Origin of the sequence: Acinetobacter amyesii, assembly GCF_023499985.1 — a bacterium.
In the GTDB taxonomy this organism is placed as follows: Bacteria; Pseudomonadota; Gammaproteobacteria; order Pseudomonadales; family Moraxellaceae; genus Acinetobacter; species Acinetobacter amyesii.
Genome location: NZ_JAMCOU010000036.1, coordinates 37,129 through 53,556, shown reverse-complemented (window position 1 = coordinate 53,556; position 16,428 = coordinate 37,129). Strand labels below are relative to the sequence as shown.

Genomic DNA, 16,428 nt, shown 5'->3' with positions numbered 1-16,428 from the left:
TACCATGTTTAATAAAGTCCTCATTGCCAACCGTGGTGCAATCGCGTGTCGAGTGATCCGTACACTCAAAAAATTAGGCATTCAATCTGTTGCTGTGTATTCCGAAGCAGACCGTGATTCTTTGCATGTGACCTTAGCCGATGAAGTTGTATTTATTGGTGATAGTCCTGCCAGCCAAAGTTATTTAAATGTCGATAAAATTTTAGAAGTCGCAAAGCAAACAGGCGCTGAAGCGATTCATCCGGGCTATGGTTTCTTATCTGAAAATGCAGAATTTTGTGATCTCTGTGAAGCTCAAGGCATAGTATTTTTAGGGCCAAATTCGGCACAAATGAAATCATTTGGCTTAAAACATACGGCACGAGAACTTGCGATTCAAGCCAATGTACCTTTACTGCCGGGTAGTCAATTATTGGCAGATGAAGCCGAAGCACTGCTTGAAGCCAATCGTATTGGTTATCCTGTGATGCTGAAAAGTACTGCAGGTGGCGGTGGTATTGGTATGCGTTTGGTATGGAATGAAGAAGAGCTGAAAGATGCTTATTCTACGGTTTCATATCTTGCCCAAGCCAACTTTAAAGATGCCGGTTTATACCTTGAGAAATTTGTACAGAATGCCCGTCATATCGAAGTACAGATTTTTGGTGATGGTAAAGGTTTAGTTTTAGCTTTAGGTGAACGTGATTGTTCGGTACAGCGCCGTAATCAAAAAGTTGTGGAAGAAACCCCAGCACCACATATCAATGATGATCAACGTGCTTATATTCAATCGATTGCGATTGGGCTGATGCAGTCGGTAAATTACCGTTCGGCAGGTACAGTTGAGTTTGTGATGGATACCGACACACAGGAATTCTATTTCTTAGAAGTGAATACCCGCCTGCAAGTTGAACATGGTGTGACGGAGCAAGTCTTTGGTGTAGATCTTGTGGAATGGATGGTTACTTTAGGCAGTGGGGATTGGATTGCACCAACAGAACAACTTGAATCGAAAGGTCATTCAATTCAAGTGCGTTTATATGCTGAAGATCCAATTAAAAACTTCCAACCAAGTGCCGGTTTACTGACACATGTTGAGTTTGATGCTAATGCCCGTAATGAAACATGGGTGGAAACCGGTTCAAATGTCTCATCATTTTATGATCCGATGATTGCTAAAATTATTGTGACTTCAGACAATCGTGACTCTGCAATTGTTGCAATGACCGAAACACTCGCCAAAACATCGGTTGCAGGCATCGAAACCAATCTTGAATATCTACAAAATATTATCGATTGTGATGTATTTAAAGCCGGTACGCAAACCACACGATTCTTAAATACATTTGAGTGGAAAACCCAAAAAATTGAAGTGTTGCAATCAGGCATTCAAACTTCTGTGCAAGATGTGACAGGTCGTTTGGGATATTGGGATGTCGGTGTGCCACCATCTGGTGCAATTGATCCACTGTCACTCAATGTAGCAAACCAATTGCTTGGCAATGGTTATAACACTGCAGGGCTTGAATGTACGCTACAAGGTCCAACTCTAAAATTCCATTGTGACAGCCAAATCGTGCTTGCCGGTGGCGATATGCCATCAACCCTTGATGGTGTGGCTGTGTCAATGTGGCAAACCGTGAATGTGCGCAAAGGTCAGATTCTAAAATGTGGAAAAATCGCCACAGGTTGTCGCACCTATATCGGGATTAAAGGTGGTCTGAATGTACCCGAATATTTAGGTTCACAAGCGACCTTTACCCTTGGTCAGTTTGGTGGTCATGCCGGTCGTAATTTATTGATTGGAGATATGTTGCCAATCACGGCATTTACATCTAAACAAGTGACAGCGCTTGCGCCTGAACAAGTGCCAACGTTTAGTCATGAGTGGGAAATTGCGGTGATGTACGGCCCACATGGTGCGCCTGATTTCTTCACCAAAAATGATATTGATACTTTCTTTTCCAATACCTTTGAGATTCACTTTAACTCAAGCCGTACCGGTATTCGTCTCATTGGTCCAAAACCAGAATGGGCACGTGAGGATGGTGGTGAAGCAGGTCTGCATCCATCAAATATTCATGACAATGCTTATGCCATTGGTGCGATTGATTTCACTGGTGATATGCCGATTATATTGGGTCCAGATGGTCCAAGTTTAGGAGGCTTTGTTTGTCCTGCCGTGGTGATTAATTCTGAGCTTTGGAAACTCGGTCAATTGAAAGCAGGAGACAAAGTTAAATTTGTGCCTGTGAGCTATCACCAAGCCAAAATGCTGAATGAAAAATATCATGCGCAACTAGAAGCTTCAGATACCCAAGCTGTCGCATTTGATGAGTCGTTCTATCCTGAACTCGCAACCTTAAAAAATGCCTTGCTTGATACCTTAAAAGGTGAAAATGGTGCGCCTGATGTGGTGTATCGTCCTGCCGGAAACAACTACATGTTGGTGGAATATGGTGAGTTGGTGCTTGATCTAAACTTACGCTTCCGTATTCATGCACTCATGCAATGGGTTGAAAAGCAAAATATCACAGGGATTATTGACCTGACACCGGGCATCCGTTCACTGCAAATCCATTTTGATTCGATCAAGCTTGATCAACTTGATTTACTGCGTTTATTGCAAGTGGCTGAAGCAGAATTGCCTGATGTGACCCAAATGCAAGTACCGTCACGGACTGTGTATTTACCACTTGCTTGGGAGGATTCACAAACCCAGCTAGCGACAGAGCGTTATATGCAAACGGTACGTCCAGATGCACCATGGTGTCCTGACAATATTGAGTTTATCCGTCGTATTAATGGTTTAAAAGACAAACAAGCGGTCAAAGATGTGGTTTATGACGCGAGTTATTTGGTCATGGGTTTGGGCGATGTGTATCTAGGTGCACCTGTGGCAACACCACTTGATCCTCGCCAGCGTTTAGTGACGACGAAATACAATCCTGCACGGACATGGACACCTGAAAATGCCGTGGGTATTGGCGGTGCATATATGTGTGTCTACGGCATGGAAGGTCCGGGAGGCTATCAGTTTGTTGGTCGTACCACGCAAATGTGGTCACGCTACCGTAAAAATGCCGACTTTGAACAAGGCAAGCCGTGGTTATTGCGCTTCTTTGACCAAATTAAATTCTATGAAGTGTCTGAAACTGAACTCATGCAAATGCGTGAGGACTTTAAAGCAGGTCGCTTAAAACTTCGTATTGAAGAAGGCGTGCTGAACTTAAAAGAGTACAACGACTTCCTAACTGAAAACCAAGCATCCATTTCTGCATTTAAGTCTGTGCAACAGGCTAACTTTGATGCAGAACGTCGTCGCTGGCATGAGGCAGAACTTGCAGAATATGTCTCTGAAAGCCTTGATGCTGTGGATGATGGTGAAGGGGTTGACGTACCTGAAGGGGGCTGTGCGGTGGAATCGCATATGCCGGGAAGTATTTGGAAAATTGAATGCAAGTCAGGTGATATTGTGGAAGAAGGTGCAACGCTTGCTGTGATTGAAGCGATGAAGATTGAGATTCCAATTATCGCACCTGAACGTATGAAGGTTTCTGAAATTACCATTGAAAAAGGTCAGATTGTGAAAACGGGGCAGGTGTTGTTTACGTTGTCGCCAGTGGCATAAAAAATCCTCCCTAACCCTCCTTTGAAAAAGGAGGGAATTTCCCCTCTTTATTAAAGAGGGGTTAGGGGAATTTAAGAATTACATTTTTCGATATGTTTATAAATCCGCTCACACAATGCTTTCGCTTTTGGTGTCAGTTTCCAACCAGAGTTTTCATCAAAATCTTTAATAATTTCACGGCAAAAATCTAATTTGTATTTAATAGTACCGATACCTTGACCATCGGCAAACAAAGATTGTGTGGTTTTTGATGAAGGTTTTTTTAATTTAATATCTAGGAGTTTACCAATACCATATTCTTTGTGATCAAAGTAATTTTCACTCGTTATATTGTTGGTTAAAGAAATATCATAGCTATCTTTAGTTTTAGATTTCATACGCTTGAATCTTTGAGTCGCGACTCTAATAATGGAATCCTTAGGTAGAGTATTCTCTGTTTCTTTACACTCTAAAATCAGATAATTGCCTTTCTTTAATTCACTTTTTAAGACTTGAACACGATCAGCCTTACTTTGAATATCACCATCAGCAATGAGTAACATTTCACTTGCAACAGCTTTAGCGCTCAATCCCTTATCTTCTAATTGGTCAGTATAATCATCGCTAAAAGACCAATGTACTAAATTACTGCCAGCATATTCCACGAATGTATAGTGATAGTTCGGCATAAATCTACGGTATTTTTTATAAACTTCCTGATCTGATACTTTTAATTCATCCAAATATTTTTCCATATATTTGGTGATATAAAGCCGATCTGTAATGCCTTCAACCCAGATAGTGCAATTAGCTAAATAAACCGAAGAAGGGCGCACACCCAAAGAAGCAAGTAAGTCTCGATCTCTGTCGCAGCGATAAATTTTAAAATCAAAATTGTTAGATGAACCAGCTTTGGGTTGTTTAACAAATTTTTGAATCATCACTTGATCTGATTCATCTGCCATATCAAGTAAATGATTGGAATGTGTCGTAAAGAAATAATAATGTGGAGTCTCATTTAAGTAGAAGTTCATCAGTTGACGAACCATACCCGCGTGCATATGTAATTCCGGTTCTTCTATAAAAAAGGCATGTGTTTCTGGATTGCCTGCTTTGTCTTTACTTTTTATATAAGCTTCATAAGTTAAGATTATCGCTTGTTGTAAGCCATCACCTAACTCATAAATAGGTCTTTGAGCATCTGAGCCAATTTTAATATGAACGACATCAATCTCATTTCCTTGTTCATCTTTTCCGAATTTTGGAATTAAAGTGACAGGTTCATTATCAAAAAAATACTGACTTAATTTTTCTTCATATTTTTTAATAAGTTCTCGGTGTTCAGGTTCTCCTAATAAGTGAGCTTTAAGCTCGTAATATAAGCGTTCTCCTGTAATTATATTTTCGTGATTAAATTTATTCTGATTCTTGAAATAGTCTTTTTGTGCACGCTCTATATAAGGATATTTTTTGTCTAAATCGGTTACAGGGCGCATGCCACGTAAGATAGGGATATAAAATTTAGTATTTGTAAAAATAGGATTTAGGTTTTGCTGAAGTTCTTGACTAAAATATGTTTGAGCTTGCTGAATATTATTATTTGAATAAATTCCTGATAGTTGATTGAATCTTGATAAGTGGGTAAGCGAATTTGAGAATAATGTGATTACAGAACCGATATTGGACGGTTTAATTTGTTCAATCGTTGTTAAAAAATGATTGTAATCATCATGTTTGTTATATTTTTTGCTAACGATTAACCTATTTTTAAAAGTTATTAATTTTCTGAATTGTAGTGAGTTATAAAGTTGCTGACCTTGAGATGTTTTAAATAATTCACGTAAAAACCTACTTTTACCTGCGTTATTTTTACCAATAAAGAAATTAAGTCGTTTGATTTCTATAACTTCATCATAACCAGTTTCACTATCATTATTTGATGTGTAATTTTCTAAATTTTCAGCCCAATAGTATAATTTTTCTGTCATAAAGCCCCCAAAATATAGAGCTAATTTAGCAATAAAACACTGCTTTTAAAAGATAATTTATAAATACATAAAGCAATTTTATCGTTATTGATTCAACGCTTCATTGTCCCAATGCTCTCTCAAAATGCGTCGCAACTCTAAAATGGCATCTGGAGACTCATGGATGGAATGTCCACCATTGAATATCTTTTCAGACACCGCACCATCTAAATGAGAACTTGTATAGGGAACAATGCCATCCGACATTTTGCTCGGCTCAGTACTTTGCGTCTGATTCCCCATAATAGAATAATAAGGAATATCTTTATTTGGCATGATGTCTGTAGTCAGCAGCATAAAACGTGATTGTAGACTTAAATCTGCAGGTCCAGACTTAATCAGGCCCATAGTTGAATTTTTTGCATTCGGGATTTCCACATTGACATCATTTAAAAAACTTAAAGGCAATACCACGATTTTTTTCGCTAAATTGGTAAACCAGCGGTCTGCATAGTCAGTACCATGATGCGGTGCGGCAATGAAAATTGCACGACTAACTGGCTTCAAGGCTTTAAAGACAAAACGATCGCGGATAATTGGATGACGTTGTAACTGTGTATTTTGTTCATAGTTCATGAGTGGAATAGCTTGAGCGGAAATATCTGCATCACTAACCAATAAACGACTGATGATGCCGCCCATACTATGTCCGATAATGACAGCATCTTGAGCCGAAGGCGTATTGGGCTGAACAGTTGCAAATGCCTGTTTGAGTAAAGCATTGATTTGAAAGCGACTCTCAAATATTGGCATATTGGTTGAGTAAAACACTTGCCAAACTTGGTAATGATCACGCAGTTTTTGATCACCCATGATGTTATTGGTCAGGCTGATCCAAGTTTCAGGACTGCTGGCTAAACCGTGAACCATGATAATAATCTTTTTATTGGGTTGATACGGCTCTAACATAAACACATGTGGCATGCGCAAATGTTCTTCCTTATTCAGAAGTGTCCAGTAGCCAGATTGTCCTAATTTATTTTCGGCTAACCAAAGTCCATAAGGCACAGAATAATTGGCCGTTAGGGTATAGGACTGAGATTCAATTTTTGCCTTTTTAAATTGATAGGGATTAAATAATTCAACCTTAAAGTGTGATTGCGGCGACAAAATTTCACTAATGCTGCTATTGGTCTTGGCAGGCTCTGCGATCGCACTGACAGATAAATAGCGTGCTGTATGGATGTTGGGGTTGGATTTATTTGAATAATATTGTTCAGGATCTAGTATAAAAGACTGCGCAGCAGACAGATCCGTAGCTTTTTTGACTAAGACAAATTCAGAACCAATGCCTTCCTGACGGTTAATGGTTTTTAAGCCTGAAAAATTAAAATTATAGCTCGACAGTAATTTATCAATGTCCGCATTTTTGATTTCAGGATAATGCTCATAGTTAAAATGATAAAGCGATGAACCCAGCATTAAACTTTCAGGCATTTGCTGATAGTCAATACGGGTAAATGATGAGGTGATTAAACGTGATAAAGCCACATTATAAAAGGTGCGGACTTGTCCCTGACGCAAATCAAATAAGCGTTCTTCAGGGGCTTGAGCGGATTTAAATAGATAGACATAGCTGTAGCGCAGACTAAAATCAAAGTCTGCAAGCTGTTGATCCATACACATTTTTATTTTGCTTGAAGCTAATTTTCCGCTGTGTTGTTTTAAGCTTTTTTTGCATTGTGGATTTTGATCGGCTCTTAAAGCACGTGCCATGTACAGCTCACTTGCTGCTGCATAGACTTGAGCAATATCTAAAGTTTCATTATTACGCATTTTGTGAATACAGCTTTCAAGCGCATTTAAACAAGATTGGTCGCTTTCATTCACCATTAACAGGATTTGATGGCTAAATGTACTGAGCTTCTGATGGGTTAATATGCTATCTGTTTTATTATTTAGTGACGCACTGAGTTGATTTTCTTGTAATTTGACCAATTGGCATCCACTGAGCAAACTCAGGCTGATGATACACATAAAACGAGCGGGTAAATGCATGAAAGGCATCATGGGAAAGGTCACAGGCATCTATTTTTTGTTATTTTAACCTTTATAAAATAGTAAAAATAGGGCAGGTGTTACAGCGCTCAATCCAAGAAAATTACTACGTATACATCCTTTCAAACTAAGCTAATGTACGAATACTGTGATACCGAAAAGTTGATTTGAGATTCAAACACTGTCGCGTGTTAAATTTAATCTAATTGTGCTGCTTGTGCTGCTGGTTTTTTAAGGTCATGTTGAGCAGTTTGTGGTGAATAAACCGCAATTTATCCAATACTGGATTCGACAGCGTAAACGGATATGCATCATCTAAGCCCATGCTGCGGTTCAACGCATTTAAATTAAAGGTCAAGGTCATCCAATGTTGCAGCAATAGGTCAAAATCCTGAGCGCCAATAGGGTTTTCTTTTAATTCTAAATTATTCAAATCCGACTTATTGGTTTTGACCACTAATCCTGCATAGTAGGCTGTTTCTAGGGTGTCCATCATATGCAAATAATGCGCCCATGTTTCCGCCCAATCTTCCCAAGGATGCGTACTGGCATATGAACTGACATAGTAATCCGCCCAATTTTGTGGCGCACCGGCATTATAATGACGTTTCAAAGCTTCACTATAATCCTGTCGTTCATCACCAAACAGTTCTCGAAATTCCTCAATCAGTTCAGGGTGTAAATGTTTGATCAAATCAAAATAATAATGACCGCTTTCATGTCTAAAATGACCTAGAAGTGTACGGTAGTTTTCACCCATTTTTATACGCGTTGTTTCGCGGTAAATCACATCTGCTTCACTGGCATTTAAGGTAATAATGCCATTGGCATGACCGGTCATGACAGGTGTATTTTCTGTTGGCATGAGAAAATCAAAACGCAGCCCAAAACGGTCATCTTGACTGCGTTTAGGACGCGGCATGGTATTCAGTTGCTGCATTAAATACAAAAAACGCCGTTTGGCATGTTCCAATCGTGCCCAGTACACAATATGGTCTGGATTATCTAGGTTGGGGATGATGTGCGTGAGCAAGCAAGATTCACAATAAATTTCCTCACTGTCGGCAGGTACCATCCAGTTGCAAACCTGATGATGCTGATAATTATGACAAGGTTTAAAGCGTTTTCCCTTTATTTCAGGATTTAAGGCAAGCCATAACGTAGTGCTGTGCTTTTCAAAACAGCCCATTTGCTTTTCAGAGGCAATATAACCCAGCGCAGTCTGACAATTGACACAGTGTGAATTGGCAAAAAAGATTTGGTTAGAACATACCGCGCAGCTGAAATATTTCATAGGCGTTGAGTGATGAATAGAATGATCAATCAGTATAAATGATGTTCAATGTTGATGAAATAAATTGAACTTCGAGTTTGTTGCATGTCGGTCAATGCTCTTGTTTAAGAACAATGATTTTTTAGAAATAAACCTTCATCAAATAACACATCGCAGCAATAGTGCAAATGGGTCAGTAGGAGTGCATTAATTGCACAAATGATGAACAATAAAATCTAAAAGAAAGTTAAAAGAACAAAATAATTGATCATTTTTTGTATTTCTCACTTGGCACAGATTCTGCATTTCTATCGATATTACGAAATAAATATTTTGTATTACTCAAACAGGAGATGCATATGAACCGCCATCAATCTGCAACATTTCTGCATCAATTAAAGCAATTTTTTATTGAGCTACTGAGCGCCCGTGCGGGTTTCTATATTCAGCAAAAAAAATAAGGAAAAACAGTGCCTAAACAAAAGCTGGCGCGTATCAGTATTACCGTGCCTGAAAAAACAGTCGATTCATTGGACCAAAAAATTGTCGATCAGCATTATGAAAGCCGTTCTCAGGCCATTGTCGACATGATCAATAAGCATCTGATTGCCGATCAGGAGCTACGCAATGAAGTGATGGTCGGCACGTTTACCTTACTTTATGACGCAAGTAGTACGGCGCTACGTATTCAGCTTTTAGATTTACAGCAGCAGTTTTTAGAACAAGTGGTGAGCTCACTGCATATTCAACTCGATGACCACAAGATTTTAGAAGTCATGATTCTGCAAGGTGTCAGTTCAGAGCTCAAAGTCATCAGTCAGCATTTTTCAGCACTTAAAGGTGTGATTAAAGGACATTTGGAGTTGATGGACGCTGTAATGCCGCCAATTCCGCAAAATGCAAAGAATTAAGGAGTTTTAAAATGGGTCAATTATATCGATCACAAGGTCAGTTTAAAGACCAAATCACAGACCAACAGCAAGCACATGCTAATGCAGCCAACCAAAGACTAAATCATGCAAAGCACCATGCTCAATCTGTCAGCAATCCGAATACATCATCGTTTTTGTATACCAATACCAAATTTAACTGTAATGCCATCGGGGAAATCGCACTATGATCAAAAAAGCCTGCTTATCTGCATCCGTTGTGACTGCCATCTTACTGAGTGGCTGTGACAATACGGCCAAAACACCTGAACCAAATGCGCAAGCAGAAAGCACAGTCAATACAAAAGCCATCACGATCGGCTATAGCGACTGGCCTGGTTTTGTCGCATGGCAAGTTGCTATTGAAAAAGGCTGGTTGAAAGAAGCCGGTGTCAATGTAGACTTTAAATGGTTTGATTATTCAGCTTCACTATCTGCATTTGCGGCAAATCAGTTGGATGCTGTTCTAGTCACCAATGGTGACAACTTAGTCACGGGTTCTGGCGGCACTAAAGGCGTCATGATTATGGCGACGGACTATTCTGCGGGTAATGATGTCATCATTGCTAAAGATGGCATCAATAGCCTTGCCGATTTAAAAGGTAAAAGTGTCGCTACAGAAAAAGGATTGGTTGATCATTTGCTTTTGGCGACGGCGTTGGATGATGCAAAAATTCAAGCCTCTGAAGTGAAGTTAGTCAACACTATGACCAATGAGCTGCCACAAGTATTTGCCAGTCCTGATATTGCAGCGATTGCCGTGTGGCAACCGGTCGCAAATCAAGCACTGAAAGCTGTTGCTGGATCTAAAATCATTTATACATCGAAAGATAAACCTGGTCTGATTTACGACACATTAACCGTCAATATGACACATTTATCTGCCAACAAAGAAGAGTGGAAAAAAATCATTCAAGTTTGGGATAAAACAGTTAAATACATCAACGACCCTGCAACGCATGCCGATGCAGTGAAAATCATGTCAAATCGCGTTGGCGTTGATCCTGCACAGTATGAACAGTTTATTGGAGGCACACATTTACTGGATTTAGCTGCCAACAAACAAGTCTTTAAAAAAGGAACTGGTTTTGACTCTATTTATGGTTCTAGCTACCACGTAAATAAATTTAATGTTGCTAATGGCATTTATAAAACTGAAATGGATGTCGATGGATCAATCTATCCAGCTTTGGTTGAAGAACTGAAATAAGTTGAAACGTAAATAAAATAAGCTCTGAATAGTATAAATGCTTCAGGGCTAACAACATCAAATTAATATTCATAAAAAATAACGAAGGGCAGAACTCAAGCTTCTTCATCCATCGCATTTGAGTAAAACTTCACACCCAATTTGATTCGGTCACGGCCTTGGCTCATACGCCAGCGGTTGGTATCGCGCAGTGAATACACACAGCCACAGTATTCCTGCTGATAAAATTCTTCTTTTTTACTGATTTCCAGCATGCGTACAGCACCGCCATTTTTACGCCAGTTATAGTCCCAATAGGTTATTCCGTCATAATGTGAAGCCGAACGATGACCACAGTCATTAATCTGCTGCATATTTTTCCAGCGTGAAATACCCAGTGAACTGCTGATTAGGCTAAAGCCATGTTCTGCTGCATATAATGCCGTACGTTCAAAGCGCATATCAAAACACATCGTGCAACGAATGCCTTTTTCAGGCTCATTCTCCATGCCTTTGGCGCGTTCAAACCAGTTGTCTGTGTCGTAATCACAGTCGATAAACGGAATATTGTGTTTTTCTGCAAAGCGGATATTTTCCTCTTTACGGATTTCATATTCTTTTACTGGATGAATATTGGGATTGTAAAAGAAAATTGAAAAATCGATACCTGATTCAATTAAAGTTTCCATGACTTCGCCAGAGCAGGGTGCACAGCAAGAGTGGAGTAAAAGCTTGTCATGACCTACTGGGAGAGTCAGTGTCTGACGTTCTAATTTATTAGACATGATTTTAAGAATGTATAAGTATAAACCGAATATTTTAGTGATTCCTTAACATACCAAAGCTCGAATATGCTGATTTTTTCTAAGTATAAGTTGAGTCATATTCAGTATATTGACTAAAAAGCTGAAACGACATGAATATATGCTTATTTCATATTTGGTTTATCTATTTATGGCAAGGTTTAAGAACTTTATAGCTCAGGGCAAAAGTATATTAGTGTTACAGATTCAATATTAAAACAATTAGTGATTTGATCTTTTTTCATTTTAAAGTTAGAAAAATTCACCCGAATGAATAAATCGCTGAATTTTGAGAGTGGAGATATTGAGCCAATCTGTACGATTCGACGCATTTCAGATGTGTGTTTGAATGAAAAATTATTCATTGAATTTTTTTTAAGCCTTTATTTATATTAAATAAAATTTAAATACTACCTGAGTGGCAGTTTTTTTATCGCCAGTTGAATGATGCATAGTTGAAGAAAATTCATTGTATTTAAATCTTAAACATGAATTTATCTCACCTTGAGTTGAGGTTAAATCATTTTTATTCATCTTAAGTTTCACGTATAAATTACTCCATACAGAAATTTTGATTATTTTTAATTTTAGGGTAGTGAATCTCCATGAGTCATAAATTTGCATGTTCAATCAAACGTATCCGCTTTGATGAAAACTATAAACCAGCTGACAATACGCGTCTAACAACGAACTTTGCCAATTTGGCACGTGGTGAACACCGTGAAGAGAATCTGCGCCGTACTTTGGCAATGATTAATAACCGTTTCAATAGTTTAGCTACTTGTGACAACCCAAATGCAGATCGTTATTCACTTGAAATTGACATCATTTCGGCTGAACTCGATGTGGAAGGCAATGGTCAAACTTTCCCATTTATTGAAACTTTAAAGAGCACCATCATCGACCATAAAACCAATGAACGCATTGAAGGCATGATCGGCAACAGTTTTTCATCGTATGTACGTGACTATGACTTCAGCGTGGTATTACCAGCACTCGGCTGTAAGTTCAATGAAAAACCTGAAGATTTTGGTGATTTACATGGCAAGCTATATCAACATTTGATCAATTCAGATGTATTCAAAGCTGAATTTAAAAAACAGCCTGTCATCTGTTTAAGTGTTTCAACGACAAAAACCTATTACCGTACTGCAAATGTGCATCCGATCTTAGGTGTGGAATACACCAATGATGATCACTCCCGTACAGATGATTATTTTGCAAAAATGGGCTTAAGCGTTCGTTACTTTAAACCTGAAAATGCGACTGCGCCATTGGCATTCTATTCGGCAAATAACTTGCTCAGCGACTATACAGATTTCGAACTGATCAGCGCGATCAGCACCATGGAAAGCTTCCAAAAAATCTACCGTCCTGAAATTTACAATACCAATGCGACAGCAGGTTTAGTGTATCAACCAAGCTTAAGCTTCGGTGATTATTCATTAACCCGTATTGTTTATGACCGTGTTGAACGTGGTCAGTTGGCGGTTAAACAGGGCAAATGGACAGAAGAGAACTTTATCCAGCCATATAAAGACATTCTGAATGAGTGGGCGGCTAATTTTAGTATTGAAAATGCAGCCGCAGCTTAATTTTAAATCACGCAAATAGATGAAATACGGGTGAGTTAAACCACCCGTTTTAAAGAAAATAGAGATAGAAGATCGAATATGGCCATTTTACTTCCAACTTCAACTGCTGGCAGCTTACCTAAACCATCTTGGCTGGCTGAACCTGAAAAATTGTGGTCAGCATGGAAACTTGAAGGCGAAGAATTATTAGATGCAAAACGTGATGCGTTGAAATTATCTTTGCATGAACAAATCCATGCAGGCATTGATATTGTCAGTGATGGTGAACAAACCCGTCAGCATTTTGTGACCACGTTTATTGAACATCTTGAAGGTGTAGATTTCGAAAAGCGTGAAACGATGCGTATTCGTAATCGTTACGATGCAAGTGTACCGTCTGTGGTGGGCGAAGTATCGCGTAAGAAAGCAGTGTTTGTGGATGATGCAAAATTCTTACGCAGCCAAACCAATCAGCCGATCAAATGGGCACTGCCTGGCCCGATGACGATGATTGATACCTTGTATGATGGTCACTACAAGAGCCGTGAAAAATTGGCTTGGGAATTTGCTAAAATCCTGAATCAAGAAGCTTTAGAGCTTGAAGCGGCAGGCGTAGATATCATTCAATTTGATGAGCCTGCGTTTAACGTATTTTTTGATGAAGTCAATGACTGGGGTATTGCGACATTAGAGCGTGCGCTTGAAGGTTTGAAATGCGAAACAGCCGTTCATATTTGCTATGGTTATGGCATTAAAGCCAATACCGATTGGAAACAGACTTTGGGTAATGAATGGCGCCAATACGAAGAATCATTCCCGAAACTACAGCAATCGAAGCTCGATATCATCTCGCTAGAATGCCAAAACTCTCGTGTACCTATGGATTTGATTGAACTCATCCGCGGCAAAAAAGTCATGGTTGGCGCAATTGATGTTGCAACCAATCGAGTAGAAACAGCAGAAGAAGTAGCCAATACATTACGCAAAGCACTTCAGTTTGTAGATGCAGATAAGTTATATCCTTCAACAAACTGCGGGATGGCGCCTTTACCTCGCCAAGTGGCGCAAGGCAAACTAAATGCGCTAAGCGCAGGCGCTGCCATTGTTCGCCAAGAATTGACTGCATAAATTTGAGCTGACTCGGTTTCATGTACGGGCAATAAGGAAATTAAATTTGCTATTGCCCAAACCTGAGAAAGAGAAAAGCCATATAGACCATTGAGATTGAAGAGATGATTGAAGCAACTGATTTTAGAAATGCAATGTCTTTATTGACGACTGCAGTCAACGTGATTACGACTGAGGGTGAAGCAGGCATGCATGGATTTACAGCATCAGCAGTATGCAGTGTGACAGATACACCGCCAACTTTGCTGGTTTGTATGAATCAATCATCTCGTTCTCATGCGCATTTTCTTGAAAATAAAGTTCTGTCTGTCAATGTTTTGGGCGCACAGCATGAACAAATTTCCAATGCTTTTGCTTCAAGCAAATTAAACTCTGAAGAGCGGTTTAAATTGGGCTCTTGGACTGCATTAGAAACAGGTTCACCAATATTAAAAGATGCTTTGGTCAGTTTTGACTGTCAGATTGAACAGATTCAAGAAGTGGGTACGCACAGTGTGTTTATGTGCCGTGTGGTTGCAATCAAGCAAAGTCAGCAGGAAGAAAGTTTAGTGTATTTCAACCGTGCTTATCATGCTGTGGGTCAAGTGGAGTTGGCTTAAACCAGTCAACTTCTTCAATACATCTCTTTAAAAGTATCTATTTCGTGGAACTCATTACTTTCTTAATTATTGGCGCATTTGCAGGTTTTGCTGCGGGGCTGTTTGGCGTTGGCGGCGGTACTATCATTGTGCCTTTGCTCTATATTGTTTTTAGCCAAATGGGCTATAGTCACGATGTGATTATGCATTTGGCGCTCGGCACATCTTTGGCTACGATTGTTGTGACATCGATCAGCTCCTTGATGGCGCACAATAAAAATGGTGCTGTGATTTGGCCTGTATTTAAAAATTTAGCTCCGTCTATGGCGATTGGCTGTTTTGCAGGCGCAGGGATTGCAGGCTGGCTGTCAGGTTTACATCTGCAAATGATTGTCGGCGTGTTTTTACTTTGGGTGGCTTATACCATGTTTATGGGAGCAAAAAAGCCAGTCCATCCCAACAAAACACTGCCATCTACAGCTAAACAAATTGCGGCAGGTTCGGGTATCGGCGTTGCATCTGCAATCTTCGGGATTGGCGGCGGCAGTATTACTGTGCCGTATTTAACGGCAAATGGCGTGGTGATGCAAAAAGCGGTCGGGACGTCTGCCGCTTGCGGTTTACCTATCGCCATTGCTGGTGCATTAGGCTTTATGTTTTTTGGTATGCAACAGCAAGTTGAAATTCCAAATACCATTGGCTTTATTCATATTTATGCCTTTTTGGGCATTAGTGTGATGAGTTTCTTTACGGCTAAATATGGCGCGAAAACTGCGCATGCGCTTTCACCAGCAGTACTGAAAAAATGTTTTGCTGTGCTGTTGTGTATTGTTGGATGCTTTTTTCTAGTGAAAGGCATTTTATAGAAGCCGACTGATCACAGTTAATTCATTCGAAACGTATGCTCTAGTGTGCAACAGCAAGCTAGAGCATTTTTATCTAAAGCAATTTAAGTCTTTAAAATTTCAGAGACATTATTTAAAAACTTCATTTAAAACTGACATTTCAAAGCTCTGTGCTTTTAGAAAAAACATTAATAATCACAATACCCAATAAAATAAAGGCCAAACCAATTATGGCAGGTAGGTCTAAATTTTGTTTAAACACAACCCAGCCCACGCATGAAATAAGCACAATGCCTGCAGCGGACCACATGGCGTAGGCCAATCCCATAGGAATCGATTTAAAGGTCAAACCTAAAAAGAAGAGCGCAATGGCATAGCCCAATACGGTAAAAATAATCGGCACAAGTTCAGTAAAGCCATTACTGGCTTTTAAGGCGGATGTAGCAATCACTTCAGCAATGATTGCGATGAGCAAATATATAAACGACATTGATT

General features: G+C 39.4%; 13 protein-coding genes. 8 read left to right on the top strand and 5 right to left on the bottom strand.

The features are described from left to right. Positions 1–4 precede the first annotated feature (4 nt). Positions 5–3,610 carry an urea carboxylase gene (gene uca / locus M5F03_RS13745; RefSeq protein ID WP_249708639.1) on the top strand — a complete coding sequence of 1,202 codons (3,606 nt, stop codon included), beginning with the start codon at positions 5–7 and terminating at the stop codon, positions 3,608–3,610. A 71-nt stretch (positions 3,611–3,681) separates the two neighbouring features. On the opposite strand, the gene M5F03_RS13740 is transcribed toward uca, so the two are convergent. The 3 genes from M5F03_RS13740 to M5F03_RS13730 all read right to left on the bottom strand — a co-directional run bounded on the left by M5F03_RS13740 (position 3,682) and on the right by M5F03_RS13730 (position 8,908). Then, positions 3,682–5,577, bottom strand: coding sequence for an AAA family ATPase (locus M5F03_RS13740; RefSeq protein WP_249708638.1), 1,896 nt, complete (start codon positions 5,575–5,577; stop codon positions 3,682–3,684). 84 nt (positions 5,578–5,661) lie between these two features. Next, positions 5,662–7,614, bottom strand: a complete 1,953-nt coding sequence (locus M5F03_RS13735; protein WP_249708636.1) for a lipase family alpha/beta hydrolase — start codon at positions 7,612–7,614, stop codon at positions 5,662–5,664. Positions 7,615–7,816: 202 nt separating this feature from the next. After that, positions 7,817–8,908, bottom strand: coding sequence for a zinc-binding metallopeptidase family protein (locus M5F03_RS13730; protein WP_249708634.1), 1,092 nt, complete (start codon positions 8,906–8,908; stop codon positions 7,817–7,819). A gap of 449 nt (positions 8,909–9,357) precedes the next feature. On the opposite strand from M5F03_RS13730, the gene M5F03_RS13725 reads away from it, so the two are divergent. Genes M5F03_RS13725 through M5F03_RS13715 form a run of 3 tightly spaced genes read left to right on the top strand, consistent with a single transcriptional unit; the run spans position 9,358 to position 11,026 of the window. Continuing rightward, positions 9,358–9,798, top strand: a complete 441-nt coding sequence (locus M5F03_RS13725; RefSeq protein WP_249679781.1) for a CopG family ribbon-helix-helix protein — start codon at positions 9,358–9,360, stop codon at positions 9,796–9,798. An 11-nt stretch (positions 9,799–9,809) separates the two neighbouring features. Next, entirely contained in the window at positions 9,810–10,007 is a 198-nt protein-coding gene (locus M5F03_RS13720) for a hypothetical protein (protein ID WP_249679782.1), read from the top strand. Beyond that, positions 10,004–11,026 carry an ABC transporter substrate-binding protein gene (locus M5F03_RS13715; RefSeq protein ID WP_249708632.1) on the top strand — a complete coding sequence of 341 codons (1,023 nt, stop codon included), beginning with the start codon at positions 10,004–10,006 and terminating at the stop codon, positions 11,024–11,026. The genes M5F03_RS13720 and M5F03_RS13715 overlap by 4 nt, the downstream gene beginning before the upstream one ends. A gap of 95 nt (positions 11,027–11,121) precedes the next feature. On the opposite strand, the gene M5F03_RS13710 is transcribed toward M5F03_RS13715, so the two are convergent. Then, a complete protein-coding gene (locus tag M5F03_RS13710) occupies positions 11,122–11,790 on the bottom strand; it encodes an epoxyqueuosine reductase QueH (protein WP_249708631.1) in 669 nt (222 codons plus the stop codon). 623 nt (positions 11,791–12,413) lie between these two features. Between M5F03_RS13710 and M5F03_RS13705 the strand changes: the two genes are divergently transcribed. The 4 genes from M5F03_RS13705 (at position 12,414) to M5F03_RS13690 (ending at position 15,954) form a co-directional block, all read left to right on the top strand. After that, positions 12,414–13,403, top strand: a complete 990-nt coding sequence (locus M5F03_RS13705; protein WP_180133384.1) for a putative oxygenase MesX — start codon at positions 12,414–12,416, stop codon at positions 13,401–13,403. Positions 13,404–13,481: 78 nt separating this feature from the next. Then, positions 13,482–14,510, top strand: a complete 1,029-nt coding sequence (locus M5F03_RS13700; protein WP_249708630.1) for a methionine synthase — start codon at positions 13,482–13,484, stop codon at positions 14,508–14,510. Positions 14,511–14,614: 104 nt separating this feature from the next. Further along, complete coding sequence (locus M5F03_RS13695; RefSeq protein WP_180155729.1) at positions 14,615–15,109, top strand: flavin reductase; 495 nt, start codon at positions 14,615–14,617, stop codon at positions 15,107–15,109. Between the two features lie 44 nt (positions 15,110–15,153). Then, a complete protein-coding gene (locus M5F03_RS13690) occupies positions 15,154–15,954 on the top strand; it encodes a sulfite exporter TauE/SafE family protein (RefSeq protein WP_249708628.1) in 801 nt (266 codons plus the stop codon). A 139-nt stretch (positions 15,955–16,093) separates the two neighbouring features. On the opposite strand, the gene M5F03_RS13685 is transcribed toward M5F03_RS13690, so the two are convergent. Beyond that, complete coding sequence (locus M5F03_RS13685; protein WP_121594129.1) at positions 16,094–16,423, bottom strand: DMT family transporter; 330 nt, start codon at positions 16,421–16,423, stop codon at positions 16,094–16,096. Between the last annotated feature and the right edge of the window lie 5 nt (positions 16,424–16,428).